Origin of the sequence: Actinomadura sp. NAK00032, assembly GCF_013364275.1 — a bacterium.
Taxonomy (GTDB): domain Bacteria; phylum Actinomycetota; class Actinomycetes; order Streptosporangiales; family Streptosporangiaceae; genus Spirillospora.
In genome coordinates this window covers 22,145-48,449 of record NZ_CP054932.1, presented here as the reverse complement: position 1 = coordinate 48,449, position 26,305 = coordinate 22,145, and the positions used below count along the sequence as shown (strand labels likewise).

The 26,305-nt window shown below is 71.0% G+C and carries 24 protein-coding genes, 1 tRNA gene and 1 pseudogene; 20 read left to right on the top strand and 6 right to left on the bottom strand.

Going from position 1 to position 26,305, the window contains the following annotated elements:
- Together HUT06_RS00205 and HUT06_RS00200 are read right to left on the bottom strand one after the other, a co-directional pair.
- Positions 1–525 (bottom strand): dual specificity protein phosphatase family protein, encoded by a 525-nt coding sequence (locus HUT06_RS00205; RefSeq protein WP_217711127.1) that lies wholly within the window; start codon positions 523–525, stop codon positions 1–3.
- Between the two features lie 161 nt (positions 526–686).
- Positions 687–956 (bottom strand): hypothetical protein, encoded by a 270-nt coding sequence (locus HUT06_RS00200; protein WP_176193822.1) that lies wholly within the window; start codon positions 954–956, stop codon positions 687–689.
- Positions 957–1,213: 257 nt separating this feature from the next.
- On the opposite strand from HUT06_RS00200, the gene HUT06_RS00195 reads away from it, so the two are divergent.
- From HUT06_RS00195 to HUT06_RS00130, 15 genes are all read left to right on the top strand, one after another.
- Positions 1,214–2,062, top strand: a complete 849-nt coding sequence (locus tag HUT06_RS00195; protein WP_176193821.1) for a serine protease — start codon at positions 1,214–1,216, stop codon at positions 2,060–2,062.
- 656 nt (positions 2,063–2,718) lie between these two features.
- Positions 2,719–4,053 (top strand): iron-containing redox enzyme family protein, encoded by a 1,335-nt coding sequence (locus tag HUT06_RS00190; RefSeq protein ID WP_176193820.1) that lies wholly within the window; start codon positions 2,719–2,721, stop codon positions 4,051–4,053.
- Positions 4,054–4,202: 149 nt separating this feature from the next.
- Positions 4,203–4,607, top strand: coding sequence for a Rieske 2Fe-2S domain-containing protein (locus HUT06_RS00185; protein ID WP_176193819.1), 405 nt, complete (start codon positions 4,203–4,205; stop codon positions 4,605–4,607).
- A 31-nt stretch (positions 4,608–4,638) separates the two neighbouring features.
- Positions 4,639–5,775, top strand: coding sequence for a 50S ribosomal protein L11 methyltransferase (locus HUT06_RS00180; RefSeq protein ID WP_176193818.1), 1,137 nt, complete (start codon positions 4,639–4,641; stop codon positions 5,773–5,775).
- Positions 5,772–7,184, top strand: a complete 1,413-nt coding sequence (locus HUT06_RS00175) for an iron-containing redox enzyme family protein (protein WP_176193817.1) — start codon at positions 5,772–5,774, stop codon at positions 7,182–7,184. Before HUT06_RS00180 ends, HUT06_RS00175 begins: the two co-directional genes overlap by 4 nt.
- The gene (locus HUT06_RS00170) at positions 7,177–8,289 is read left to right on the top strand and encodes an amidinotransferase (RefSeq protein ID WP_176193816.1); all 1,113 of its coding nucleotides are present in this window, start codon (positions 7,177–7,179) and stop codon (positions 8,287–8,289) included. Before HUT06_RS00175 ends, HUT06_RS00170 begins: the two co-directional genes overlap by 8 nt.
- Positions 8,290–8,321: 32 nt before the next feature.
- Complete coding sequence (locus tag HUT06_RS00165; protein ID WP_176193815.1) at positions 8,322–9,590, top strand: ATP-grasp domain-containing protein; 1,269 nt, start codon at positions 8,322–8,324, stop codon at positions 9,588–9,590.
- Positions 9,587–10,846, top strand: coding sequence for an MFS transporter (locus HUT06_RS00160; RefSeq protein WP_176193814.1), 1,260 nt, complete (start codon positions 9,587–9,589; stop codon positions 10,844–10,846). The genes HUT06_RS00165 and HUT06_RS00160 overlap by 4 nt, the downstream gene beginning before the upstream one ends.
- 83 nt (positions 10,847–10,929) lie before the next feature.
- Positions 10,930–12,198, top strand: coding sequence for an ATP-grasp domain-containing protein (locus HUT06_RS00155; protein ID WP_176193813.1), 1,269 nt, complete (start codon positions 10,930–10,932; stop codon positions 12,196–12,198).
- Positions 12,195–13,481 carry a hypothetical protein gene (locus HUT06_RS00150; RefSeq protein ID WP_176193812.1) on the top strand — a complete coding sequence of 429 codons (1,287 nt, stop codon included), beginning with the start codon at positions 12,195–12,197 and terminating at the stop codon, positions 13,479–13,481. Before HUT06_RS00155 ends, HUT06_RS00150 begins: the two co-directional genes overlap by 4 nt.
- A 193-nt stretch (positions 13,482–13,674) precedes the next feature.
- Entirely contained in the window at positions 13,675–15,096 is a 1,422-nt protein-coding gene (locus HUT06_RS00145) for a cytochrome ubiquinol oxidase subunit I (RefSeq protein ID WP_176193811.1), read from the top strand.
- An 11-nt stretch (positions 15,097–15,107) separates the two neighbouring features.
- Positions 15,108–16,127 carry a cytochrome d ubiquinol oxidase subunit II gene (gene cydB / locus HUT06_RS00140; RefSeq protein WP_176193810.1) on the top strand — a complete coding sequence of 340 codons (1,020 nt, stop codon included), beginning with the start codon at positions 15,108–15,110 and terminating at the stop codon, positions 16,125–16,127.
- Positions 16,124–17,773 (top strand): thiol reductant ABC exporter subunit CydD, encoded by a 1,650-nt coding sequence (gene cydD, locus HUT06_RS43625; RefSeq protein WP_217711126.1) that lies wholly within the window; start codon positions 16,124–16,126, stop codon positions 17,771–17,773. The genes cydB and cydD overlap by 4 nt, the downstream gene beginning before the upstream one ends.
- Positions 17,774–17,876: 103 nt before the next feature.
- Complete coding sequence (gene cydC / locus HUT06_RS43620) at positions 17,877–19,619, top strand: thiol reductant ABC exporter subunit CydC (protein WP_217711125.1); 1,743 nt, start codon at positions 17,877–17,879, stop codon at positions 19,617–19,619.
- Between the two features lie 489 nt (positions 19,620–20,108).
- Complete coding sequence (locus tag HUT06_RS00130; RefSeq protein WP_176193809.1) at positions 20,109–21,179, top strand: hypothetical protein; 1,071 nt, start codon at positions 20,109–20,111, stop codon at positions 21,177–21,179.
- A 135-nt stretch (positions 21,180–21,314) separates the two neighbouring features.
- Here HUT06_RS00130 and HUT06_RS00125 read toward each other — a convergent pair.
- Positions 21,315–21,650: pseudogene (locus HUT06_RS00125) on the bottom strand (recombinase family protein); the annotation flags it as partial.
- A 35-nt stretch (positions 21,651–21,685) separates the two neighbouring features.
- On the opposite strand from HUT06_RS00125, the gene HUT06_RS00120 reads away from it, so the two are divergent.
- From HUT06_RS00120 to HUT06_RS00105, 4 genes are all read left to right on the top strand, one after another.
- Positions 21,686–22,423 (top strand): VOC family protein, encoded by a 738-nt coding sequence (locus HUT06_RS00120; RefSeq protein WP_176193808.1) that lies wholly within the window; start codon positions 21,686–21,688, stop codon positions 22,421–22,423.
- Positions 22,424–23,541: 1,118 nt separating this feature from the next.
- Positions 23,542–23,976, top strand: coding sequence for an SRPBCC domain-containing protein (locus HUT06_RS00115; protein ID WP_217711123.1), 435 nt, complete (start codon positions 23,542–23,544; stop codon positions 23,974–23,976).
- Positions 23,963–24,331: a helix-turn-helix transcriptional regulator gene (locus HUT06_RS00110; protein ID WP_176193807.1), complete on the top strand. Its 369-nt coding sequence runs from the start codon at positions 23,963–23,965 to the stop codon at positions 24,329–24,331. Before HUT06_RS00115 ends, HUT06_RS00110 begins: the two co-directional genes overlap by 14 nt.
- Entirely contained in the window at positions 24,318–24,701 is a 384-nt protein-coding gene (locus tag HUT06_RS00105; RefSeq protein WP_176193806.1) for a VOC family protein, read from the top strand. The genes HUT06_RS00110 and HUT06_RS00105 overlap by 14 nt, the downstream gene beginning before the upstream one ends.
- Positions 24,702–24,926: 225 nt before the next feature.
- Here the strand turns inward: HUT06_RS00105 and HUT06_RS00100 are convergent.
- The 3 genes from HUT06_RS00100 to HUT06_RS43615 all read right to left on the bottom strand — a co-directional run bounded on the left by HUT06_RS00100 (position 24,927) and on the right by HUT06_RS43615 (position 25,877).
- A tRNA-Ala gene (locus tag HUT06_RS00100) sits at positions 24,927–24,999 on the bottom strand.
- 18 nt (positions 25,000–25,017) lie between these two features.
- Entirely contained in the window at positions 25,018–25,596 is a 579-nt protein-coding gene (locus HUT06_RS45475; RefSeq protein WP_368406939.1) for an HAD family hydrolase, read from the bottom strand.
- A gap of 161 nt (positions 25,597–25,757) precedes the next feature.
- A complete protein-coding gene (locus tag HUT06_RS43615; protein WP_217711122.1) occupies positions 25,758–25,877 on the bottom strand; it encodes a DLW-39 family protein in 120 nt (39 codons plus the stop codon).
- Positions 25,878–26,085: 208 nt separating this feature from the next.
- Here HUT06_RS43615 and HUT06_RS00090 point away from each other — a divergent pair, with 208 nt between their 5' ends.
- Positions 26,086–26,295, top strand: coding sequence for a hypothetical protein (locus HUT06_RS00090; protein WP_176193805.1), 210 nt, complete (start codon positions 26,086–26,088; stop codon positions 26,293–26,295).
- Positions 26,296–26,305 lie beyond the last annotated feature (10 nt).

The following is a 26,305-nucleotide window of genomic DNA, read 5'->3' as shown; positions in this document are numbered from 1 at the left end:
CTAGGTGAGGTCGCCGTCTTCGGTGAGGCTGCCGAGGCCGGTGAGGAGCCGCGCCACGTCCAGGCCGGTCGTCAGGTAGTCGACGAACGTCTGGTTGCCGAGTGCCCACTTCGACCTGCGGTACCGGACGAGAAAGATCGCGTCGTCCGCCGGGTACCCCATCTCGACGAGGGTCTGCGCGACGACGAGCCCGGACCGGTTGTAGCCGGAATGGCACCGGACGAGCACCCGCCGGCCGCGCCGCACCGCCCGCACCGCCACGTCGGCGAGGCGGGACACCGCTTCGAGCTGCGCGGCGGTCAGCGGCCTGTCCGGCATCGCCTCGTAGTGGTGCTCGACGTGCGCGGGCGGGCCGTGGCCGTCCTTGCGGTACAGGCTGATGACGACGTCGAACTCGTCCGTCACGACCGCGGGGGCCTGCTCACCGGAGGTCTCGGTGTAGTAGTGCCCGCCCATCCACAGCCCGGGGACGATCTCGTTCCACGGCTGTCCCGCGTCCGGTGCTCCGCCGCCCTTGATGCGCACTGTCCCGCCTCAGGCCGAAGTACGCGTCCTCCGGCCGAAGGTACGCGTCGCGCCCGCAAGGGAGTCTAGGCGCGGCGCGGGGCGCCGTCAGCGGTTTCGGGGGCCGTCGACGCGTCCGGGCGCGGCCAGGCGCGGCCAGCGCGGCCAGCGGTTTCGGGGCGTCAGCGCGTCCGGGCGGGGACCGGGGCCTGGCGGTCGATCTCCCGGCCCAGGACCAGGACCATCTCGTTGAAGGCGGCGACGCCGTAGCGGGTGCGCAGGGCCGGGTAGACGTTCTTGCGGGCGGCCTCCTTGAGCATCCAGCCGAGCTCCGTGTGCTGCACCCTGTCGCCGCGGGCCAGCCGGTCGTGCGCCTCCCGGGTCACCCGGAGCAGCTCCGGATGCGCGGCCGACTCGGACAGGATCATGCGTGTGGCGTCGCTGAGGTCCATGCCGCGCAGTCTAGGCCGCGCCGGCCTGCACGTGGGGGGCCGCCAGGGGGCATTTCGGACGTCCGGCGGAGTGACCGCTTTTGCAATGCCTGCCTGATTCTCCGGGTTCCCGCAGGTCGGCCGGATCCGGGCCTTCCCGGGCGAGAACGGCCTGGTTAGCATCGCGCTGCGCGTCCGGTGCCGAGTGCCGTGTGCTCCCAGGTGCTCGCAGGCGCCGGCGCGGCTCCCGCCCTGCCCCGCCGAGAGGACCCCCCGCCATGCAAAGACGCATTCTGGGCGTGCTCGTCGCCGCCCTCCTCGGGACCGGAACGCTGTCCGCCGCCGCGTCCGCCGCGTCCGCCGCTCCCCAGGCGCCCGCGCCGGCCCGCGCCGCCGTCGACTTCACCGGGATCGTCGCGCTCAGCAACTGCTCCGGCTCGCTGGTGCGCACCCCGAACTCCGCCGACACCGACCCGGCGCTCGTACTCACCAACGGCCACTGCTACGAGGGCGGCATGCCGTCGGCCGGGCAGGTCATCACGAACCGGTCGTCCAGCCGTACGTTCACGTTGCTGAACTCCAGCGGGCAGGGCTCGCTCGGCACCCTGCGCGCGTCGGCGATGCTGTACGCGACCATGACGGACACGGACGTCGCCCTGTACCGGCTCAACCGGAGCTACGCCAGCATCAGGCAGACCTACGGCACGCCCGCTCTGGAAATGTCGCTCCAGCACCCGACCGCCGGCACCGACCTGCGCGTGGTGTCCGGCTACTGGCGGCGCATGTACTCGTGCAACCTCGACGGGTTCGCCTACCGGCTCCGCGAGGGGCAGTGGACGTGGAAGGACTCGGTCCGCTACACGTCCGAGTGCGATGTGATCGGCGGGACGTCGGGGTCGCCGGTCATCGACGCGGCGTCCGACGACGTCATCGCGGTGAACAACACCATCAACGAGGACGGCGGCCGCTGCACGCTCAACAACCCGTGCGAGGTGGACGAGTCCGGCAACGTCACGGTGCGTCCGAACATCGGGTACGCGCAGCAGACCTACATCCTGGCCGCCTGCATCGCCCCCGGCAGCGTGATCGACTACAACCGGCCGGGGTGCCTGGTCCCGCGCGGCTGAGTCCGGCGCCGGCCTGACCCCCCCGTTTCCGCCCGCTCGGCGAGCCCGCGGCCGTACACCGGCCGCGGGCTCGCGGCGTCCTCCCCGTCGCTGAACGGGGGCGGCCGGTTACGGACATCGATCCGGGGACCCTCTCCGGCTAGCCGCTGACTCGGCACCTTTACCGGGAGTCGGATCGATGTGGGCTCCGCCACCCTCGACTCCGGCGCGTCCGCGGCGGACCCCCGAGACCCTGACAAGTCCGAGGTCAGGGCACGGATGCGGGCGCCGCACCGGCGCCCGAGCGGTCGGACGGCGGGCGTCCCCAGGCCATGTTTTCGGATATGACCGATATGTTCCGCGCCGCCGCGCCCCTGGTCATCGCCCACGCAAACTTCTTTTCGATCATTGATCATCCCGGTGACCTTTGTTAACGTGCCCACCGCGCACGGCGAACACCACTCTCACTTGGCGTGAGAATGTGTTTTCACTGCGTTATCCCGCCACTCCACCGACCACTCGCCAACGCACCAACCACCGTTCCTCATGGTTCGGACCGACACAATCGGGCCGGCACCCCCTCCTACACCACGACATCAACGTAGTCAGGTGAACGGTCTAACTAAATGACAGTCCAGTCTCAGTCACATCCTGCCAAAGAGCTCTCCGGCGGCACGTTGGGCGAGCGGGTCCGCGCCATCGCGGGCCACCCGCTCTTCAGCGGCGGCGCCGAAGTGCTGCACGGTCCCAACCCCTACCGCCGGATGCTCTTCCCCGCCGCGCTGGCCGAGGCGGACTTCGAGCGCCCGCCCGGCCCCGCCGAGTGGACGGCGCACCGCTCCCTCGCCGCGCACCGGCTGCTCGGCACCTGCTACGAGGCCGAGACGGTGCTGCTCCCCGAGCAGGGCCTGGCCGGCCTGCACGACGACTTCGACCTGTTCTACGGCCGTGAGCTGCGCGAACTCCGGGAAGGCACGCTCTCGGAGCTGGAACGGTTCGCGTTCGGCTGCCTGGACGAGGCGGTGGACGTCAGCGGCGCCGCGACTCCCGAGGTGCTGGAGACCTACTTCCGCCACGTGGTCGACGAGGCCGCCGCCGGGCCGTCGCCGGCGCTCACCGCCATCGCGGGCGCCCGGGACCGGGAGAGCGCCGCGGACCTGTACCTGGTACAGCTCGCCCTCGACGGGCTCACCGAGGCGTCCGCGATGTCGCGGAACCTGGCCGGCGCCTACGGCCCCGAGCAGTCCGCCCTGTTCAAGATCTTCATCGATGAATTCGGCTACGGCGTCTACGACGCCAAGCACACCACGATCTTCGCCAAAATGCTGCGCAGCCGGTCGATGGCGACGCACGTCCACGCCTACTGGAACTTCTATCTGACCGGCCCGCTGGCGACGAACAACTACTATTACTACCTGTCCCGCGATCATGCCAAGTTTTTCCGCTATGCGGGTGCGGTCACTTACGCGGAAGCGGTCTTCGCGCCCGCTTTCGTGGAAATGGTGAAGGTCTTCCGCGGCATATTCGGCGACGCCGTCGACCTGCATTACTGCGACGAGCACGCGCATATCGACGAGCACCATGGGCGGATCACCCGGGACCAGGTGCTGCTGGCCCTGGCCGGCCGGCACGGCCCGCGCGTCGTCCCCGAACTGATGCGCGGCATCGCCGAGGCGCGGCTGATCGGCGGCTGGTTCGAGGACGACACCGCGGCGCAGATCCGGTGGGCCGACGACCTCCCCCGCCACCGCGACCTCGCGGGCGACGCCGAACCGACCGCGACGCGCCGCGTCGTCTCCGGGCCCGGCGCGCCGTTCGGCACGCGCGGCCACGACGCCGACACGGTCCTGGAGATCGAGCGCGGCGAGGCCGACCTGATCACCACGCCGACCGGGCCTCCGGAGCGGCTGGAACGCGGTGCCGCCGTCCTGATCCCGGCCGGCCGGCTCTACGGCGTGAAACCCGTCGCGGCCGAGACCTCCTGGCTGCTGCACACCACCGCTTCCGGCTGACCCGTCCGCTCGCACGCATGGCGAGGGCGGCCCGCGGCCCCGCCATGCCCCCATGCTCCCCCTGTCACTCGTTCCCGCACCCATGCCCCCCGCCTGCATGCCCGCGCACGCCCCGTCCCCCCGCGGCGGCCGACCTACACGAGGAGCCCATGGGCCGCGTCATCGTCATGGATCTGAGCCGACACAACACCCTGCTCGTCGGCCACGACCGCTACTTCGTCCTCCGGTCGGACGGCCGGCAGCTACTCGTCCACGACTACTGCCCGCACCGGGGCGGGCCGCTGAGCCTGGCCCGGCTCACCCCGGACGGGCGGCGGCTGGACTGCCCCTGGCACGGCACCAAGGTCGGCGTCGCCGCCGTGCGGCGCACCTGCCTGCCGATGGTGCGCAGCGGGGACGAGGCCGTGATCGTGCTCCCCGACGACGGCGACGGCGCGCCGGTCTCGGCCATCCACCGGGAGATCCTCGCGAACCTGCCGCCGGACCCGTCCGCCGCCGGAACCGCGCCCTGCGCCGCCGACCCCGCGCAGCCCGCCCTGGACGCGGGCCGATGAACACACCTGTGACAACCGAGGAGGCACCGTCGTGACGAGGACGCACGATTCGGACCCGGCCGTTCGCGGCCCGCAGGAGCGCACCGGGCTGGAGCTCGGCGCGTTCCTCGACTGGGGCCGCGACCTGCACCACCAGGGGCGCTACGAGGACGCCGTCCGGGCGTTCGAGCTGATCCTCGGCGTGGACGGCGGCAACGAGGAGGCCCTCATCGGCCGGAACCGGGCGGTGCGCCGCGCCGTCCCCCGCTGGCACTGGGAGATGCTGCACGACGAGGAGCGCGCCGAACTGTACGACCGGGCCATCCGGCAGGCGGTGGCGGCCGACCCGGACGCGCTGGTGCTGGACATCGGCGCCGGGTCGGGGCTGCTGGCCATGATGGCGGCGCGGGCCGGCGCCCGCGAGGTCGTGGCGTGCGAGGGGCAGCCCGCCGTCGCCGCGACCACGACGCGGGTGGTCCGCGCGGCCGGGTACGACGACGCCGTCACCGTCGTCTCGAAGATGTCGACCCGGATGAGCGTGCCGGCGGACCTGCCCCGGCGCGCCGGCGTGCTCGTCACCGAGATCGTCGACTGCGGGCTGCTCGGCGAGGGCATCCTCGGCACGATCGCGCACGCCCGCGAGCACCTGCTCACCCCGGACGCGACGATCATGCCCTCGCGGGGGCGGATCGTCGCGCAACTGGTCGAGAGCGACGCGCTGCACCGCAAGAACCACGTGGGCAAGCTGTACGGGTTCGACCTGGCGCCGTTCAACCGGCTGTCGACGCTGGAGTACTTCGACTCGCGGCTGCACCGGCACGAGCACCGCGTCCTGTCCGAGCCGGTGACGGTGTTCGACTTCGACTTCCACACCGCCGACGCCCGCCCGCGGCGCACCGGGCTGCGGATCCACCCGACGGCGCCGGGGACGGTGCACGCGGTCGTGTTCTGGTTCGAGATGGAGCTGCTGCCGGGGATCACGGTGGGCAACGCGCCCGACCGCGGCTCGCACTGGAAGCAGGCGGTCCAGTGCCTGCAAGCCCCGCCGCGCGTCCGGCCGGGCGAGCCCGTGGCGGTGGACGCGGCGCACGACGGCGAGTACGTGCGCTTCGAGGTCACCGCCGGGGCGCCCGCCGAGGAGCCGGCCGACCGCCCGGCCGCCCCCGCGGAGTTCGAGGTGGCGTCATGACCGCCGCCACGGTGGACACCCTCGCGGCGTACTGCGCGCAGCGCATCTTCCGGCCCGGACCGGAGGTCTACATCGAGGGCAACCCGTACCGGCGGCCGGTGGGCCCGCCGGACGCCGCCGGCCTCGACTTCTCCGTCCCCGCGACCGAGGCCGGGTTCCTCGGCCGCGGCCAGCTCATCGCGGGGCGGCTGCTGTGCAACGCCTACGAGAGCGACATGATCCTGCTGCCCGCCGCCGGGCTGGCCTCCGCCAAGGACGACTTCGACCTCTTCTACGGCGACGAGGTGCGGCGGCTGCGCGACAGCGTCCGCCCGGGGCTGGAGCGGTACGCGTTCTCCTTCCTGGACGACGCCGTGGAGGTGCCCCGCGTCCGGACGCTCGACGAGCTCCAGGAGTACTTCCTCGCCGAGGTCGGCGGAGCCGGCGCGCCCGCCGACGCGTCCGGGGTCAACCCGGCGGTGGACGCCTGCGCGCCGGTGACCGGCACCATGCGCGCCATCACCGAGTGCCGGCACCCCGAGGAGGCGGCGGCGCTGCACCTGATCCAGCTCGCGCTGGACGCGCTGACCGAGGCGTCCGCGATGGCACGGAACCTGGGCGGCTCCTACGGCGTCGAGCAGTCCGAGCTCTTCAAGATCTTCAACGACGAGTTCGGGTACGGCCTCTACGGCGCGAAGCACAGCACGATCTTCAAGGAGATGCTGGCCAGCGTCGGGCTGCGCACCGACCTGCACGCCTACTGGAACTTCTACCTCACGAGTTCGCTGGTCGGGGTCAACTACTTCAACTGGCTCACCGAGGACCACCGCGGGCTGTTCCGCTACATGGCCGCCGTGACGTACCTGGAGTGGCTGTTCGCGCAGGGGTTCGCCGACACCGGCAGGATGCTCCGCGCCGTCTACGGCGACCGGGTGGACGCCAAGTACTGCGACGAGCACGCCCACATCGACGTCCACCACGGGCGGATGACCTACGAGAACCTGCTGCTCGGACTGGCCCGCACCCACGGCGAGCTGGTGATCCCCGAGCTGGTGCGCGGCATCGAGGACACCAAGCTCCTGCTGCGGCTCGGCGACGCCGACTTCCGCGCCCAGATCGCCTGGGCCGACGCCCTGGACGAGCACGCCGAGGCCGGTGCGGCGCTCGCGTCCGGCGCGCTGGACGACGCCGTGACCACCACCTTGCGCCCGGACACCCCGTTCTGCACCGACGTGTACGAGTCCGACCGCCTCGTCGAGATCACGAGCGGCGACGTGGACGTGTACGCGTGGGCCACCGACCGCCCCCACCGGCTCGGGGCGGGCGACGTCCTGCTGGTGCCGCGGAGCCGGCTGCACGGCCTGAAGGCCGCCTCCACCGAGGCGCGCGTGACCGTACGGACCATCGAAAGGACCTCCCGCGATGACTGACAGCGCCACGCCCCCCGCGAGCCCGGTCGGCTCCTACAACGAGTGGGATCCGCTCGAAGAGGTGATCGTCGGCGTCATCGACGGCGCCGCCGTCCCGCCGTGGCACCCCGCGATCGAGGCGACCGTCCCGCCCGAGGCGTGGGACTTCTACCGGCGCAACGGCGGCGGCGGGTTCCCGCCCGACCAGGTCGAGGCGGCCCGCGAGGAGCTGGACGGGTTCGTCGCCGTCCTGGAGGCCGAGGGGGTGACGGTCCGGCGGCCCGACCCGGTCGACCAGTCCCGCTCGTTCGGCACGGCCGACTGGTCGTCCACCGGCGGGTCGTCGCACACCTTCCCCCGCGACATCGCGCTCGTCGCCGGCGACCAGATCGTCGAGGCGACGATGGGCTGGCGCTCGTACTACTTCGCGACCCACCCGTTCCGGACCATCTTCAAGGACTACTTCCGGCGCGGCGCGCGCTGGGTCGCCGCCCCGAAACCGCAGCTCACCGACGCGTCCTACAACCCCGGCTACGCGGCGGCCAAGCCGGAGAGCCCGTCGCCCGACGACCCGTTCCCGGACGCGACGTCCGTCATCACCGAGTTCGAGCCGATCGTGGACGCGGGCGACTTCATGCGGTTCGGCCGCGACATCCTCGTCCAGCGCAGCCACGTCACCAACCGGTTCGGCATCGAGTGGACGCGCCGGCTGCTCGGCGACCAGTTCCGGGTGCACGAGGTCGCGTTCATCGACGACCACCCGATGCACCTCAACGCGACGTTCGTCCCGCTGCGGCCGGGCCGGGTGCTGATCAACCCGGAGCGGGTGCGGGAGCTGCCGGAGATGTTCGCCGGCTGGGACACGGTCGTCTGCCCCGAGCCGGCCATCCCCGCCGACCAGACCATGTACTTCTGCAGCCGCTGGATCGCGATGAACACGCTGATGCTCGACCAGGAGCGGATCTTCGTCGAGGCGGGCGAGACCGAGCTGCTGCGGCTGCTGGAGAAGGAGGGTTTCACGCCCATCCCCGTCCCGTTCCGCACGGTCAACACCTTCGGCGGCGGCTTCCACTGCGCCACCCTCGACATCCGCCGCCGCGGCGCGCTCGAGGACTACTTCTCCTGATCCCGCCCCCGACGCCCCAGAACGAGGTCCCCATGCCGCACAAACCGCCGGCGGGCGACGACCGCCCGCTCCTCCTGCTGGTCGCGAGCAGCTACTGGGTCTACCGGAAGTACATCCTGGAGTCGGTGTCGGCGCGGTACCGGCTCTGGCTGCTGAACCCGACCCCCGCCACCTGGGAGGACCCCTACATCGTCGGCCACACCGTCGTCGACTGCCTGGACCTGGAGAAGCTGACGGCGGCGGCCCGCGAGGTCGCCCGCGACCACGACGTCGCCGGGGTCTTCTGCTACGACGAGGTCTACATCGAGACGTCCGCGCACCTCAGCGCCGCGCTCGGGTTCCCCGCCCTGGACCCGGCGGCGGTGGCGCGGTGCCGCGACAAGTCCGCCGCCCGCGCCGCGCTGCGGGACGCGGGGCTGCCGCAGCCCGCGTCGCGCGCCGTGTCGTCCCTGGAGCAGGCCCGCGCGTTCGCCGCCGAGGTCGGCTACCCGCTGATCGTCAAACCGCGGAACCTGGGCGGCAGCCTCGGCCTCAGCAAGGCCGCGGGGCCGGACGAGCTGGACGCGGCGTTCGCGCTCGCCGACGGGACGCGGATGGGCGGCATCCGCCAGTTCGACGACTACGTGATCGTGGAGGAGTTCCTCGACGGTCCGGAGGTCTCCGTCGAGTGCGTCCTGTTCCGGGGCGAGTGCACGCCGCTGATCGTGGCGCGCAAGGTGCTCGGCGGCAGCGGCGACCTGGCGTTCGAGGAGATCGGCCACGACGTCGACGCGAACGACCCGCTGCTGTCGGATCCGGAGTTCCGCGACACGCTGTCGCGCGCCCACGCCGCCGCCGGGTTCACCGACGGGTTCACCCACATCGAGTTCAAGCTGACCCCGGACGGCGCCCGGCACGTCATCGAGATCAACGCCCGGCTGGGCGGCGGGATGATCCCCCATCTGGGGCGGCTGACGTCCGGCGTGGACGCCCCGCTCGCGGCGGCGGACGTGGTGGCCGGGCGCGCCCCGGCCATCGCGTTCCCGGAGCCGCGGCGCGCGGCCTCGATCAGGTTCGCCTACCCGCCCCACGACATGGAGGTCACCTCGGCCACCGCGCACCGCGAGCTGATGCGCCCGCCGCTGGTGGAGCTGGCCGTCGGGGTGGAGCCGGGCACCCGGGTCCGGCGCCCGCCGCACGGGCTGGCCCGCATCGGCTACGTGATCGCGGTCGGCGCGACGCTCGCGGAGACCACCGCCGCCGTGGGCGACGCCGGCCGGTACTTCACGTTCGAGGGGACCAGGCTGGAGCCCGTGCCGTGAGCGACGCCGAGCACCCGACCGTCCTGTCCACGTTGCGGGAGATGAACGGGACCGTCCGGATCCTGGTCCTGGGCAACCTGATCAGCAACCTGGCGACGTTCCTGAACGCGTTCCTGGTGCTGTTCCTCACCGACAAGGGGTTCAGCGCGTGGGAGAGCGGTGTCGTGCTGACCGCGCTGATGGTCGGCCGCATCTCGGGCTCCGCGGTCGGCGGGGCCGTCGCCGACCGGGTCGGCTACCGCGCGGTGATCGTCGGCTCGATGGCCGGCACGGCCGTCCTGACGGCCGCCCTCGTGCACGTCCCGGAGGTGTGGACGGCCTCCGCGGTGGCGGCCGGGGCCGGGCTGACGGCGCAGGCGTACCGTCCCGCCGCGATGGCGTGGGTCGTGGAGCTGACGCCGAAGAACCGTCAGGTGATGGTCTTCTCGGTGCTGCGGCTGACGTTCAACGTCGGTTCGACGGTCGGCCCGATGGGCGCCGCGCTGCTGCTCACGTACGCCTCCTACGGCGCCCTGTTCTACGTGGACGCGGCGACGTCGCTGGCCTTCGGCGTCGTCGCCTACGCGGCGCTGCGGTCCAACGCCGAACCGGAGGCCGCCGACCAGGCGTCCGACGACGGGCGCGCCGGGTACGGGCGGGTGCTGGCCGACCGGCGGTTCATGCTCGTCGTCCTCGGCCTGTTCTTCACGGCGGTGGCCTACATCCAGGCGTCGGCCGCGCTGCCGCTGTTCGTCACGGGCTCGGGTCACGACGAGCGGGTGTACGCGACGCTGCTGACGATCAACGGCTTCATCGTCATCGCGTTCGAGGTGCTGCTGTCCAAGTGGCTCCAGCGGCTGCCGATCGGGCTGCCGATGACCATCGGCATGGCCGTCCTCGGCACCGGCCACCTGCTCTACGCCGGGCCGACGCCGCTCGCGCTGCTCCTGCTGGCGACCGTCGTGTGGACGTTCGGCGAGGTCATCGCGGCGCCGTCGATGATGGCCTACCCCGGACTCGTCGCGCCGCCGGAGCTGCGCGCCCACTACATCGCCGCGGCCACGATCCCGCAGCAGGTCGGCTACGCCGTCGGTCCCATGATCGGGATCGCCGCGTGGCACGCCTGGGGCTCGGGGGTGTGGGCGCTGACGGGGACGTTCGGGCTCCTCGCCGCCGCGCTCGTCGCGGCCGGCGCGGGGGTGGCACGGCGGCGTCCGCAGGAGGGGCCGGACGAACCGGAACTGGCGACCGCCGGCACGGCGGAGGGCGGTGACTGACGGACGTCCAGCGACCGACCGTACCGGGCGTCCAGCGGCCGACCACACAGCTCAACGGATCAACCAGAGACAAGGTGAACATCATGGACAGACCAGTCGTGGCGGTAGTGCGGCCCTTCACCTCGGCGGCGATGGTCGCTCCCGCGCTGCGCGAGGCGGGGTTCAGCCCGGTGGCCGTGATGGACTACACGGGCCCCTCGCTGGCGCCGCTGCACTCCTCGCACAACCCGGGCGACTACGACGCCATCATCAACCACCACGGCGACATGGCGGAGACCGTCGCGCGGCTCGGCGCGCTGAAGCCGATCGCGGTCATCCCCGGCGTCGAGGCGGCGCTGCGGCTGGCGCAGGAGTGCTCGGACGCGCTCGCGCCCGCGTTCTCCAACGATCCCGAGCTCGTCGACGCCCGGCGCCACAAGTACCGGATGCACCAGGAGCTCGCGAAGGCGGGGCTGCCGATCCCGCGCCAGGTGTCCACGGCCGACCCGGAGGAGGTCGCCGCCTGGATCGAGCGGGAGGGGCTCGCCGGCAGGGACCTCGTCGTCAAGCCGCCGACCAGCGCCGGCACCGTCGGGGTCAGCCGCGCGCCCGGCGGGGAGGGCTGGCGCGAGCTGTTCACCGCGATGCTCGGCACGCGGGACAAGCTGGACGTGCTGGCCGAGGAGGTGCTCGTCCAGGAGATGATGACGGGCACCGAGTTCGCCATCGACACCGTCAGCCACGACGGCCGGCACTCGATCACCGACATGATCAAGTACAAGCGGGTGCCGTTCGGCGAGGGCATCGCGGTCTACGACAGCGTCGAGTGGCTGCCCTACGACACCGGCGTCTACGGCGAGCTGATCGACTACGGGCTCGCCGCCCTGGACGCGGTGGGGCTGCGCAACTGGGCGGCGCACACCGAGATCATGATGACCCCGGACGGGCCCCGGCTGCTGGAGGTCAACGCGCGGCTGGCCGGCGCCGGGAACCCGGCGGTGACCGAGATCGCGACGGGGGAGAGCCAGGTCACCCGGATCGTGGACGTCTGCCGCGGGCTCGGCCCGAAGCTGCCGCCCGGCTACACGCTGCGGCGCAACGTGATGGCGGTCTTCCTGATGTCGCACTCCACGGGGATCGTCCGCAACGCCGAGATCTACGACCGGGCCCGCGACCTGCCGAGCTACCACTCGCCGGTGCACGTCGTCGCCACCGGCGACCACGTGGACGCCAGCACCGACCTGTTCGCCAGCATGACGATGGGCTACATCATCCTCGCGCACGAGGACTCCGAGCAGATCTACGCCGACCGGGAGGCCATCCGCAAGATCGAGCGCGAGCTCGTCGTCGACCCGGTGGAGCGCGCCTCGTGATGGTGACCCGCGCCTACCTGGACGCCTGCGAGGACGGCCCCCTCCGCGACGCCGTCTCCAGGGCCGAACTGCCGCCGCTGTTCGGCGAGGCATGGCGGAAGTACCTGGGGACCCGCCCCCTCTTCGCCCCCGAGGACCGGACGCGCCAGGCCGCGGACGACCTCGCCGGACTGTTCCGGCTGATGGCGTCCCTGCCGGAGCGCCTGTTCGACGGCGACCGCCGCCGGTTCTGCGCGGCGATCGGCGCGGACGCGCGCCGTACCGCCCTGCTCACCCAGTTCGACGGGGAGCCGGTCCTGTACGGGCGGGCCGACCTGTACGACGACGGGTCCCGGTTCCGGCTGCTGGAGTTCAACCTCGGCAGCGAGCTGGGCGGTGTCGACATCAGCGAGGTCAACCGCGCCCTGCTCGCCGACGAGCGGTTCGCGGAGTTCGCCGGCGAGCACGGGCTCGGCACCGTCGACACCCCGGCCGCCATCGCGCGCCAGTTCGTCCGGGCGACGGGGAAGGAGGCGCCCGTCGTCGCGACGCTGGAGGCCGTCGGCGGCATGGCGGCGTACGAGTCCCTGCACCGGTCCTTCCAGGAGACCATGAAGCGGTACGGCGTCGAACTGCTTCTGGGCGAGCTGGGCCAGGTGGAGGTCAGGGACGGACGGCTCTACCTTCAGGGCCGCAAGCTCGACCTCGTCCTGCGCTACTTCTCCGCCCACCAGATCGCCCGGGATCCCCGCAACGACGAGCCCGCCGAGGCCGTCATGCGCGCCCACTCGGACGGCCACGTCGTCCTGTGGACCCCGTTGACGGCGTCCATGTTCTCCTACAAGAGCTGCATGGCCATGGTGTCCGATCCCGAGGCGCGCGCCGAGTTCACCGCGGACGAGAACGCCCTGATCGACCGGATCCTGCCGTGGACGCGGACCCTCACCCCGGAGCTGGCCGACCAGGTCCGGGCCGAACGGGAGCAGTTGATCCTCAAGCCTTTCGCGGGGCTGTCGGGCCAGGGCATCCGCGCGGGCTGGGAGGAGACCGACCGGGAATGGGCCGAGACGGTCGCCGCGTGCCTGAAGGGGGACTACATCGTCCAGCGCCGCGTCGTCCCGGTGCCGGAGCGGATGCTGAACGCGGAGACCGGCGCGGTCGAGGACTGGCTGAGCGTCTGGGGGCTGTTCGTCTTCCCGGACGGCTACGGGGGCGCGTTCTGCCGGGCCGTCCCGTCCGGTGCGGGATCCGTCGTCAACCTGGGCGCGCCCGGCGCGAGGGTGACCTCGGCCTTCCACTACTGACGCGGCGGGCCCGCGTGCCCGGCCGATGACGTGCGGTGGGGCCGTCCGGGGCGACGCTCCGGACGGGCCTCACGGGCCGTCCCTCCCGTGTGAGGGACGTTACGACATGCCGTAGTACTACAGCCCGTAGTATGTCTGACGGGAAGTAGTACTACGGCTTGTAGTAGAAGAGCCCGGAGAGGCATCACGCGCCATGGACTCGGTCGACATCGCACGGTGGCAGTTCGGGATCACCACCGTCTACCACTTCTTCTTCGTCCCGCTGACGATCGGGCTGTCCGCGCTCGTCGCCATCCTGGAGACGGCCTGGCTGCGCACGGGCAAGACGAAGTACCTGCGCGCCACCAAGTTCTGGGGCAAGCTCTTCCTGATCAACTTCGCGATGGGCATCGTCACCGGCATCGTGCAGGAGTTCCAGTTCGGGATGAACTGGAGTGACTACTCCCGCTTCGTCGGGGACATCTTCGGGGCGCCGCTCGCCATCGAGGGGCTGCTCGCCTTCTTCGTCGAGTCGACCTTCCTCGGCCTGTGGATCTTCGGCTGGGACCGGCTGAACGCCAAGCTCCACAACGCCTGCATCTGGATCGTCCACATCGGGACGCTGCTGTCGGCGTACTTCATCCTCTCCGCGAACTCGTGGATGCAGCACCCCGTCGGCTACCGGATCGACGAGGAGTCCGGACGGGCCGTCCTCACCGACTTCTGGGCCGTGCTGACCAACTCGACGCAGCTCGTCGCGTTCCCGCACACGATCACGGCGGCGTTCGTCACCGGCGGCATGTTCATGGCCGGCGTCAGCGCCTGGCACCTCGCCCGCCGCAAGAACACCGAGGTCTTCCGGCCGTCGCTGAAGCTCGCCCTCGCCGTCACGGCGATCGCCTCGATCGGCGTCGCCATCACCGGCGACTTCCAGGGCAAGGTCATGACCGAGCAGCAGCCGATGAAGATGGCCGCCGCCGAGGCCCTCTACGAGACCGAGCAGCCCGCGTCCTTCTCCGTCGTCACCATCGGGACGCTCGACGGCGACGAGGAGATCTTCGGGATCAAGGTCCCGCGCGTCCTGTCGTTCCTCGCCACCGGCACCTTCGACGGCGAGGTCAAGGGCATCAACGACGTCCAGGCGGCCGAGGAGGCCCGCTACGGGCCCGGCGACTACCGGCCGAACATCCCGATCGCCTACTGGAACTTCCGGATCATGGTCGGGGTCGGCATGCTCACCGCGCTGGTCTCGCTGGCCGGGCTGTGGCTGCTGCGGCGCGGGCGGCTGCCGTCCAACCCCTGGGTGTACCGGATCGGCGTGCTGTCGCTGGCGCTCCCCTTCATCGGCAACTCCGCCGGCTGGATCTTCACCGAGATGGGCCGGCAGCCCTGGTCGGTGTTCGGGGTGCTGAAGACGACCTCGAGCGTCTCGCCCGGCGTGTCGCCGACCTCGATGCTCATCTCCGTCGTCTCGCTGACCGCGCTGTACGCCGTCCTCATGGTCATCGAGGCCGGGCTGATGCTCAAGTACGCCAAGGCCGGGCCGCCGTCGGAGGACGAGGTGCTGCCCCCGCCGCCGTCCGATGACGACGACTCCGACCCCGACGCCGAGCGCTCGCTCGCGTTCGCTTACTGAGGGAGCCGGCCATGGAACTCACCACCGTCTGGTTCATCATCATCGCCTTCCTGTGGACGAGCTACTTCTTCCTGGAGGGGTTCGACTTCGGCGTCGGGATGCTGCTGCCCGCCCTCGGCCGCGACGACACCGAGCGCCGCGTCGTCATCAACACCATCGGGCCCGTCTGGGACGGCAACGAGGTGTGGTTCATCGTCGCCGGCGCCGCCATGTTCGCCGCGTTCCCCGAGTGGTACGCCACCCTGTTCAGCGGCTTCTACCTGCCGCTGCTGCTGATCCTGCTGGCGCTGATCATCCGCGGCGTCGCGTTCGAGTACCGCGGCAAGAAGGACGACGCGCGATGGCGGGCCCGCTGGGACAAGGCGATCTTCTGGGGCAGCCTCGTGCCCGCGTTCCTGTGGGGCGTCGCGTTCGCGAACATCGTCCGCGGCGTGCCGCTGGACGCCGACCACGAGTTCGTGGGGACGCTCGCCGACCTGCTGAACCCGTACGCGCTGCTCGGCGGGCTCACCACGACGATCCTGTTCGTCCTGCACGGGGCGGTGTTCCTGGCGCTGAAGACGTCCGGGAGCATCCGCTACCGGGCGCGGCGCATCGCCGAACTCGCGGTCGTCGCCGCCATCGTCGCCGGCGGGAGCTTCCTGCTGATCACGCAGCTGCAGCACGGCAAGCCGGTGACCTGGCTGACCGCCGCGGGCGCCGCCGCCGGGCTGGTGCTCGCCGCCGTCGCCAACCGGAGCGGGCGCGAGGGCTGGGCGTTCATCGGCACCGGCGCCGCGATCGTGCTCGCCGTCGCGACCCTGTTCACCGCGCTGTTCCCGGACGTCATGCCGTCCACCCTGGAATCCGGGACCCTCACCACGGAGAACGCCGCGTCGACCGGCTACACGCTCAAGATCATGACCTGGGTCGCGGCCGTGTTCACCCCGATCGTGATGATCTACCAGGGGTGGACGTACTGGGTGTTCCGCAAGCGGATCGGCACGTCCCACATCCCGGCCGCGCGCCCGAAGCCGGAGGCCGTGCGGTGAAACCCCTCGACCCCCGGCTGCTGAAGTACGCCCGGACGACGCGGGTCTTCCTGCTGTCGTCCGTGGCGCTCGGCACCGCGACCGCCGTGCTGATCATCGCGCAGGCGACGCTGCTCGCCGACATGCTCACCCGCGCGTTCCTGCACGGCGCGGCCCTGGCCGACCTGCGCACGCCGCTGCTGCTCCTGCTGGCCGTCGTCCTCGGCCGGACGCTCGTCTCCTGGCTGCAGGAGGTCGCCGCGCACCGCTCGTCCGCCGCGGTCAAGTCGCAGCTGCGCGGGCGGCTGCTCGCCCGCGCGGTGGGCCTCGGCCCGCGCTGGCTGTCCGGGGAGCGCAGCGGCGAACTCGCCACCCTCGCCACCCGCGGGATCGACGCGCTCGACGACTACTTCTCCCGCTACCTGCCGCAACTCGTGCTCGCGGTGCTCGTCCCGGCCGCCGTCGGGTTCCGGATCCTGCTCGGCGACTGGCTGTCGGCCGTCACGATCGCGGCGACGCTGCCGCTCATCCCCGTCTTCGCGATCCTCGTCGGGCTCACCACCCAGAAGAAGATGGACCGGCAGTGGCGGACGCTGTCCGTCCTCGCCGCCCACTTCCTGGACGTCGTCGCCGGGCTGCCCACGCTGAAGATCTTCGGCCGGGCGAAGGCCCAGGCGGACCGGATCCGCGAGGTCACCGACCGGCACCGGCGCGCCACCATGTCGACGCTGCGGATCGCGTTCCTGTCGGCGCTCGTCCTGGAGCTGCTGTCGACGCTGTCGGTCGCGCTCGTCGCCGTCTCGATCGGGCTGCGGCTCGTCGAGGGCGGGCTCGGGCTGGAGACCGCGCTGCTCGTGCTGATCCTCGCGCCGGAGGCGTACCTCCCGCTGCGGCAGGTCGGCGCGCAGTACCACGCGAGCGTCGAGGGCCTCACCGCCGCCGCCCGCGTCTTCGAGGTGCTGGAGACGCCGCTGCCCGCCGCCGGCGACCGGACGGACGTCCCCGACCTCTCCCGCGCGACGCTCCGGCTGGAGGGCGTCACGGTCGCCTACGACCGGGGGCCCGCGCTCGCGGACTTCTCGCTGACCGTCCACCCCGGGGAGACCGTCGCCCTCGTCGGGCCGAGCGGCGCCGGGAAGTCGACCGCGCTGTCGGTGCTTCTCGGGTTCGTCCAGCCGGACTCCGGGCGCGTCCTGGCCGACTGGGACGACCTCGCCGAGTTCTCGCCGGACGCCTGGCGCGCCCAGATCGCCTGGGTTCCGCAGCGTCCGCACCTGTTCGCCGGGACGGTCGCGGAGAACATCCGGCTGGGCCGCCCGTCGGCGTCTATGGCGTCCGTGCGGGCCGCCGCCGAGGCCGCGAACGCGCTGGAGTTCATCGAGGCGCTCCCCGCGGGCTTCGACACCCCGCTCGGCGAACGGGGCGCCGGGCTGTCCGCGGGCCAGCGGCAGCGCCTCGCCCTGGCCCGCGCCTTCCTCCGCGACGCACCGCTCCTGCTGCTGGACGAGCCGACCTCGAACCTGGACGTGGAGAGCGAGGCCGCGGTCATCGACGCCGTCGAACGGCTGAAGGCCGGCCGGACCGTCGTCCTCGTCGCCCACCGCCCGGCGCTGACCACCCTGGCCGACCGCGTGATCACCCTCACCCCGGCGGCGGTGCCGGCATGACTCGCGCGGCGCATGATTCACGTGAAACGTCGCGGCGCTCCTGGGGCACGGCCCGATCCACCGATGTTCGTCCCGTTTCCTCCCTCGACTGCGAGGTGGCGGCATGATTCTGCGGCTCATCAAGATGGCGCGGCCCGCCCGGGGACGGCTCCTCCTCGCTGTCCTGTTCGGCGCCCTCGCACTCGGCAGCGGGGTCGCCCTGATGGCGACCTCCGCGTGGCTCATCTCCCGTGCGGCGCAGCACCCGCCCGTCCTGATGCTGATGGTCGCGATCGTGGCCGTCCGTGCGTTCGGTCTGGGGCGCGGTGTGTTCCGCTACCTCGAACGTCTCGTCGGGCATGACGCGACGTTCCGCATCCTGGCCGATCTGCGCGCGCGCGTGTACGAACGGCTGGAGCGGCTCGCGCCCGGCGGGCTGCCAGCGTTCCGTAGCGGCGACCTCCTGAACCGGCTCGTCGCGGACGTCGACGCCGTCCAGGACCTGTTCCTCCGCGTCCTGCTGCCGTGCACGGTCGCCGCCGTCGTCGGCGGTGCCTCGGTGGGGGTCGCCTGGGCGCTGCTGCCGTCCGCTGGGCTGATCCTCCTGGTCGCCTTGCTGGCCGCCGGTGTCGTCGCGCCGTGGCTGTCGTCCGTCATGGCGCGCCGGGCCGAGCGCCGGACGACCGACCTGCGCGGCGAGCTGACCTCCCACATCGTCGACACCCTCCAGGGCGCCCCCGAACTCATCGCCTACGGCGCGGCGCCCGCGCAACTCGCCGAGGCGGCCCGGCTCGACCGCGACTTCACCCGCACCACCGCCCGCTCCGCCGCCACCGCCGGCCTCGGCGCGGCCATCTCCGCGCTCGCCGCCGGGCTCGCGGTCTGGGCCACCCTCACCGCCGGCGTCCCGGCCGTCCGCTCGGGCGCGCTCGACGGGGTGCTGCTCGCGGTGATCGTCCTGCTTCCGCTGGCCGCGTTCGAGGTCGTCGCGGGCCTGCCGATGGCGGCCCAGTACCTGGAGCGGGTCCGCCGCTCCGCCGCGCGGATCTTCGCCGTGCTGGACGCCGAGCCGCCCGTCCAGGATCCGGCCGACCCGGCCCCGCTCCCGGCGTCCCCCTACACACTCAACGTCGAGAACCTCCGGGCCCGGTGGACACCGACCGCCCCCTACGCCCTCGACGGCGTCTCCCTGGACCTGACACCAGGCCGCCGTTGCGCAATCGTGGGGCCGTCCGGCTCGGGCAAGACGACCCTTACCTCTGTGCTCCTGCGCTTCCTGGAACCCGCTTCAGGCAAGGCGTCCTTGAACGGCGTCGACCTAGGCACGCTCAACACCGACGACGTCCGAACGGTCATCGGCCTATGCGCGCAGGACGCCCACCTGTTCGACTCCACCATCGGAGCCAACATCCGCCTGGCCCGCCCGGGCGCCACCGAAGCTGAACTACGCGACGCCCTACGCCGCGCCCGGATCCTCGACTGGGTCGACTCCCTCCCGAACGGGCTCGACACCCACGTCGGTGAGCACGGCGCCCAAGTCTCCGGTGGCCAGCGCCAGCGCATCGCCCTGGCCCGCGCGCTCCTCGCCGACTTCCCGATCCTCCTGCTCGACGAGCCCGCCGAACACCTGGACATCGCGACCGCCGACGAACTCACCGCCGACCTCCTGACCGCCACCGAAGGCCGGACGACCCTCCTCGTCACCCACCGCCTCACCGGCCTGGACGCCGTCGACGAGATCATCGTCCTCGACGAGGGCCGCGTCGCCGACCGCGGAACCCACGACGACCTCATCTCCCGCCCGGGCCTCTACCGCTCCCTCTGGAACCGCGAGCGCACCCCGACCAAGGCGGCGCCAAGGGCCTGAAAGGGGGTGATCACTTGCCGCGACGACGGCGGGACTCGTCCGTCCAGGACAGATCCCCTCCACCGTGCCCTTGCGAGCCCCTGTCCCAAGCCCGCATGTCGCGACGGTTCTCACGCATCTCCCGTGTCAACGCCGCACCGCCTTGAAACCGTCGCCCTCGCCGACGGAGTCGGTAATCGAAGACCAACGCGAACCCGAACAGCACGGCGAAGAACCCAAGCACAAACCACCACATGCACCCACCTTCGCCCACCCAGCCGGGCCTAACAATGGAGCCTTACACAAACCCCGAGCAGGGTTCCTGCCCTAGCCTCCCGACGGCCCCGCCGGTCGGATCCTCCTCGCGGGCCGACGCGGAGCGGGTTGGCGGATCGAGCCGGTACGCCTGGCTCGAAGACCCGCCCTCTGGCCATCGTCCTCAGCGAAGGGCCGGGCAGCGCGCGCTTGCAGGCCGGATGCACCGTCCGGCAGGTGTGAAAGCATGCGGCCGTGTCACCCAACGCCACCCGTGAGGGAGCCGCCCGTCTCCTGGCCACGGCCGCCGCTCCGCTCGACCCCGCCTCGGCGGACGGCCCACGGGTACTGCACTGGCCGGGGCGCAGGCTGCTGGTGCAGCGCGGGGACACCGAACTGGCCGTCCGCGACCTGGAGGGGGCGGGGGCGGAGACCCGCTTTCCCGCGCCGTGGCCTCGCCGGTACGGCTCAGTGGCGGTTTCTCCCGCCGGTGATGTCGCCGTGTTCGCCGGCGTGCACGCCTTGCGTGCCGTGGATGCGACCGGCGCCGTGCTGTGGGAGATCCGCCACGGTTGCTGGTCCGCCGCCGTGTGCACGACGGCCCATGCTTCGTTCTCCGAGTACGCCGACGATTACCACCACGGCCACGCCGACAGCGGCTCGGCCGCCTTCTCCTCCGACGGCAAGGTCCTGTGGGCTCACGTCCGCAGCCACACAGGGCACGACATCGAGGAGGAATGGCTGGTCCTCGACGCCGCCGACGGCTCGCTGCTGGCCCGGGTCGCGACGACGACCGTGGGTTCCGGCTCCTTCCACTTTCCTCACCCCGATCCGGCGTACATGGGGCTGTCCATCGCGGAGGGCGAGGAAAGTTCGCCCGTGCTGTGGGGACGCTGGGATGGTACGCAGCTCACCGTCGAGCGATTCGTCGAGGAGGTCTTTCTCGCGGTGAGTCCGTCCGGGGAGCACTTCCTGACGACGGATACGGGGCAGTGGGCCCTCTATCTCCACCAGGCGGAAGACGGCACGGAACTGCGCCGACTGAACGCCGGGGATGCCGTACCCCCTCCTCCGGGAGACGACCGTGTTCGCTGGGACTTCGAAGCGGCGTTCCCGTACGACGACATCGCCGTGGTCGGCACCGAGTACTACGCGGAGGTCCCCCGCCACTGGCTCGTCGACCCACGCACAATGGCCCTGCGAGGATCAGTCGTCTACCCCTTCCCCGTCTCGGGGTTTCCCCTGTCGGCAGGAAAAGACGCCTGGTACACGGTCTCCAAGGATCAGACCACTCTCCACCTGTGGGACCTCCCGCACCAGGACTGAGCCAACGGGCCCGGCGCTAAAAGCTGCTCGTCCCCCCGTGCGTCGCGCCAGGACGATTCTCCTCAACACCGCCGAGCCCCTTCCCCGTGCTCGGGCTGCGTCCTGGCCCTAGCGGCTGCCTTTCACGATGAGTTAGCGGACGAATCCGGCCAGGGCGGCGAAGACGTGGAAGGCCAGGCGGCCGCCGGGCGTGGTGGTGTCGATCGCCTCGTACAGGCTGCGAAATCCGATGCCACGCTGGCGGAGCCCGGCGACAATCAAGATCAGGTCCTGCAGGGAGCGGCCGAGGCAGTCCAGCAACGGCACCACGAGCGTTGTCACCGGCCCAGGCGCACCCGTCCGCCTCCAGCGCGGCGGTCTGCCGGTCGACACCCAGGCATAGCCGATCAGGCTTCCGCCCTCGAGTGCCGCCGGTTCGGGGCAGGGGGGCCGAGCGAGCCGTCCGGCGGGGAGTTCGACGTGCTTGACCATGGGGTTCCCTCCATGACGGCCTTATGATCGGCGGCATGGCACTGCGACTCGTACAGGTGAACTTCAAGGCTGGGGACGACTCGGCCCTCGGCCAGTTCTGGGCGGAGGCGCTCGGCTGGGACGTCTCCAGCGAGGGTCCCGGTGTCACCAACCTTGAGCCCAAGGGCTTCAAGTGGCCAGACCCCGCCGCCTTCTACATAGATTTCGTCGCCGTCCCGGACCCCGAAACGGTGAAGTACCGCGTGCACCTCGACCTCGCCACCACCTCCGAGGCCCACCAGGCGGAGATGGTCGCGCACCTGACGGAACTCGGCGCGACCCCCGCCGACGTAGGCCAGGGCGACGTCCCTTGGAAGGTACTGGCCGACCCAGAGGGCAACGTCTTCTGCGTGCTGGAGCCCCGCGAATCCACCCGGGACACCGGACCGATCGCCGCCGTAGTAGTCGACTGTGCGGACCCGCGCGCCATGGCCCAGTTCTGGGACGAGGCACTGAACTGGACGCTGCTCGAGGTCACCGACAAACACGCGGTACTGCGCTCAGCCGAAGGCACCGGCCCCTACCTGGAGTTCCTGCGCAAGCCCGACGAGAGGGCATGGTGGAACCGCATCCACGTCGACCTCTTCCCGGAACCCATGGACGCCAAGGAGGCCGAGGTAGCCCGACTCCGCACGCTCGGCGCCACCGACATCGACCTGGGCCAGGGCAAAGTCCCGTGGATGGTCATGGCCGACACAGAAGGCAACGAATTCTGCGTCCTGGGCCGCCACTGACCCGAACCCTCCTTCGTCACCATGGACGTCATCGTCCCGCCTCGCGTGCCGCGTGACGTCTGGCTTGGTTAGAGCTGGTCAACCTTCCGTTGCAGGCCGTGTTCTGGTTCGGCGTTATCGGCCTGCTGATGACGGCAACGAATCTGACGGGCTTCACAATGTTCGCGACCATGCTCGTCGTAGGAGCCGGGTACTGGTCGGCCAAGCTCCGGCAGCCCTCGGCCCCTGGCAGGACTCTGCCCGGCGCGCGTCTCTTCGCGACGGCTACTTCCACGTCCAACTCATGTCACGACACCGCCGAGGATCTCCGCTACCTACGCTCACACGGCCTACGACGCGCCCACATGGCCCGCGACCTCCACCTCGCCCGCAAATCACACCAAGCCCAAACCAGGCACACAACCGGCACGATCCGTCAGATTTAGCGATGCCGCCGGTAATCACCCGTCTGAGGTACCTGGATCGACGGCGTACACACGTAGAGGGTCCAGATGCAGTTCATAGGGCCCGTAGCAGTCGGCGGCAAGCGTTGCGACTGGTGCTCCGCACGTACAGGCGCGATTGAGGCCGGAGTTTCCCGCCGGGCCACAACAGCCAATACCGTTCTCCCCCTTGGGCAATGGCTGAAGACTGGCAGCGTCCAAAGGATGGATCACGATGTTGTTCCGCTGGCCGGCGGACACCACGAGCACCCCGTTGTCGCTCGTCATGAGGCCCCGCGGTTGCGCTATTACATCCGACTCCTGATCCGGATGCGGCACGTATGGGGCTCCCCACGGCTCGTGTTCGATCGCATAGTGTCCGCGCGGCACCGTTGACGGCGCTCGTCGCGTCTCCGGGTCACGCCCCTCGTAGTCGCGCGAAGCTTCTGGAACGGCGGGCAACTCCACCAGGTCGGGTGTGAGCCGGACACGGCACCGGGCGCAGGAGAAGGCGGTCATACGAACCGTTCTAGTCTCCGCGTTGACCTCGACGCCCTCGAATATCGGCCCTGCCTTCTCCGCGCCCCATGTCGTGGATTGATCGCGCGTTGCGGCGGCGCGAGTTTGCACGAAACCCTTCGCAACCGTTAGGTTGCCATCATGATGGCAACTCATGGGTTGCGAAGGAGCGCGGATGTGATTCCGGACAGGATCGAACGCGAGACGGTGCTGCGGCACCCCGTCGAGCGGGTGTGGGCCGCGCTGACCACCGCCGAAGGGCTGTCGCAATGGTTCGGCTCGGTAGCTGAGATCGATCTGCGGCCCGGCGGGCGAGCGTACTTCCGCTGGGATGACCTCGACCAAGAATCCGTCGCCACGATCACGATCGTGGATCCACCGCACCGTTTGGCGTTCACGTGGCCGATCGAGGGTTGGCGGGGGGATGAAGCGCCCCGGACGCTCGTGACCTTCACTCTGGAGCCCATAGCGGAGGGCACCCGGCTGCGTCTGGTGGAGAGCGGGTTCATCCAGGCCGCCGACCAGGTTGCCCGGACCGCCCACGAGTCCAACAGCCACGGATGGGCCGCAGAACTCGCCGACCTGGAGACCTACCTCGATGCGGCCGCCTGATTCGCAGGAGCAGGCCGTCGCGGTATTCGCTGCGCTCACCGATCCGACCCGGCGGGCGCTGCTGGACGAACTCGCCCGCGCCGGACCCGCGACCGTCACCGATCTGGCGCGCCGGCTGCCGATCAGCCGGCAGGCAGTGGCCAAGCACCTCGATCAGCTCGCCGAAGCGGGCCTGATCAGCTCCGGTGAACCGGTCGGCCGCCGCCACCCCTACCGGTTGGAACCAGCGCCCATCCGCGCGGCCCAGATATGGCTGGCCGCGCTCGCCAACAGATGGGATGACCGGCTGACCGCGCTGGAACGCGCACTGGACACCCACTCGACCAAGGAGCCACCTGACAATGAGCCAGCCTGAATTCACCGCCGGCCTGAACATCGCCATGAAGATCCCCAAGGCGCAGTACGAGGCCACCGTGGACTTCTACCGCGACACCCTGGGCTTCGAGGTCGAAGAGGAGGACGTTTCCTACGCCCCGACCGTCTCGAGAACTCATTCGGTGCGGTTCGGTCCCAACACGCTGTGGCTGGACTGCGTCGACAACTACAGCCAGCCCGACCTGTGGTTGCAGCTCCACACCGATGACCTGGACGCGGCGACGGCCGCACTGGCCCGCACCGGCATCCGCCCGTGTGACGAGGTAGAACCACTGCACAACCTGGAGTCCAGAACCCACTGGATCAAGAACCCGGCCGGCGTCGTCCACCTGCTCGCAGAATCCGGCTGAGCCACCCGCCCCAGGACATTCACGTTGCCCGAGCAGCCGTGACACCCGTGGGGCACTGTCAACAACGCCCTCAGCTCACGCTCCGGCGACCGTCACGGACACGACGAGTCTTCCCGGAGTCGGAGCCCCGCTGGGGACGGCAGCATGCCTAGTCGGCTGTTCCGGGCCGCACCTAATTGCACGAACGCCCTCATCCGTGATCGAGATGAGGGCGTCTTAGGTTTGTGGAGCCTAGGGGATTCGAACCCCTGACACCCGGCTTGCAAAGCCGGTGCTCTACCAACTGAGCTAAGGCCCCGGGTTGGCGGGTCAAAGCTTACCCGTGGTCGGGGGTGGGCGTGGCATCGGCCGGGGTGCGGAGGATGAGGGCGGGCAGGTCGGCGATGGTGGGGAGGACGTGGGTCGCGCCGGCGGTGCGGAGGCGGTCGCGGGAGTGGGGGCCGGTGAGGACGCCCGCGGCTACGGACGCGCCAGAGCGGCGGGCGGAGATGATGGCCGGGGCCGTTGCGGCGCACACGGCGATGTTGCGGACGTCGTCCACGCCCAGGCGGAGGGCGGCGGTCAGGATGAGGTCCGGCCACGGGCGGTCGCGGGGGACGTCCTCAGGGGACAGCGTCAAGTCGGCGCGGTCCCACCAGCCGAGGGCGTCGATGATGCGGGCCTGCGTGGTGCGGCCGGAGCCGGTGAGCAGGCAGACGCGGACGCCGGAGGAGCGGAGGCGGCGCAGGGCGTCGCCCAGCTCCAGGCACGGGAACCAGGCCGCGCCGGTCGATGAGCTGGCCGTAGGACCGCTCGAACGCCAGGTGCGCGGCCTGGGCGCGGGGCTCGTCGAAGAGCGAGCGGAAAACGCCGATCTCCGATTCGCCGCGCGTGTCGTGGAAGCGGGCGGCGGCACGCTCGAACGCCGCCGTGCCGGAGACGATCCCCAGGGTGGCGATCGCCTCGGCGAAGGCGGTTTCGGCGGTGTCGCCGTCCGCGACGGTGGTCCCGGCGAGATCGATGCAGGCGACGGTGATCGGCGCCGCCTCGGTCACGCCGGGGCCTGTCGTCGGCGTGTCAGCTGTCGGACGACGTGGCCTCGGTCCACAGGTCCAGCTCGGCGCGGTCCTGCTGCATCCGGCGCCAGACGGCGAAGCCGCCGAGTGCGACAACGGCGAGAATGAGCAGCTTCTTCACGGTGGGACCCCTTCACCTCGACTATGAAGTCAAAACCCGGGGATCACGGATCAGTGCCTGCTTCCCCCAGGTTCTTGGAAGCCTAGCAACCGTTGCCGGGCGGTCCGCACCCCGCTCACCGTTATCGGACGGGTCGTCTGATGTGCCGTCCCTCGCCGGGACGTCCGGAGCGCCGCATAATCCGAGGGGACGACCTTCTGGAGTGCCAATGGCAGAGGACGACTTCCGGAGCTGGGAACGCGAGTTCGAGCGCGACGCGCCGGAGGAGGGGCGGTCCGGGAGCCGGGGGCTGGTGCTGGTCGCGGGGATCATCGCCCTCGCCTGCGCCGCGCTGATCGCGATGGGGGACGTACCGCTCGGCACGGCCGGCCTGGTGCTGTCGTCGATCGTCCTGCTGCTATGGCGCATCGGGTTGTGATCCGCCATCA

Bases quoted from the DNA above. Each gene is read 5' to 3' on its own strand.
- HUT06_RS00145 (WP_176193811.1), top strand. From the start codon at position 13,675: ATGGACTCGGTCGACATCGCACGGTGGCAGTTCGGGATCACCACCGTC.
- HUT06_RS00170 (WP_176193816.1), top strand. From the start codon at position 7,177: ATGACTGACAGCGCCACGCCCCCCGCGAGCCCGGTCGGCTCCTACAAC.
- HUT06_RS00195 (WP_176193821.1), top strand. From the start codon at position 1,214: ATGCAAAGACGCATTCTGGGCGTGCTCGTCGCCGCCCTCCTCGGGACC.
- HUT06_RS00120 (WP_176193808.1), top strand. From the start codon at position 21,686: ATGGCACTGCGACTCGTACAGGTGAACTTCAAGGCTGGGGACGACTCG.
- HUT06_RS00165 (WP_176193815.1), top strand. From the start codon at position 8,322: ATGCCGCACAAACCGCCGGCGGGCGACGACCGCCCGCTCCTCCTGCTG.
- HUT06_RS00185 (WP_176193819.1), top strand. From the start codon at position 4,203: ATGGGCCGCGTCATCGTCATGGATCTGAGCCGACACAACACCCTGCTC.
- HUT06_RS00200 (WP_176193822.1), bottom strand. From the start codon at position 956: ATGGACCTCAGCGACGCCACACGCATGATCCTGTCCGAGTCGGCCGCG.
- HUT06_RS00175 (WP_176193817.1), top strand. From the start codon at position 5,772: ATGACCGCCGCCACGGTGGACACCCTCGCGGCGTACTGCGCGCAGCGC.
- HUT06_RS00110 (WP_176193807.1), top strand. From the start codon at position 23,963: ATGCGGCCGCCTGATTCGCAGGAGCAGGCCGTCGCGGTATTCGCTGCG.
- HUT06_RS00090 (WP_176193805.1), top strand. From the start codon at position 26,086: ATGGCAGAGGACGACTTCCGGAGCTGGGAACGCGAGTTCGAGCGCGAC.
- cydB (WP_176193810.1), top strand. From the start codon at position 15,108: ATGGAACTCACCACCGTCTGGTTCATCATCATCGCCTTCCTGTGGACG.
- HUT06_RS00155 (WP_176193813.1), top strand. From the start codon at position 10,930: ATGGACAGACCAGTCGTGGCGGTAGTGCGGCCCTTCACCTCGGCGGCG.
- HUT06_RS00105 (WP_176193806.1), top strand. From the start codon at position 24,318: ATGAGCCAGCCTGAATTCACCGCCGGCCTGAACATCGCCATGAAGATC.
- cydC (WP_217711125.1), top strand. From the start codon at position 17,877: ATGATTCTGCGGCTCATCAAGATGGCGCGGCCCGCCCGGGGACGGCTC.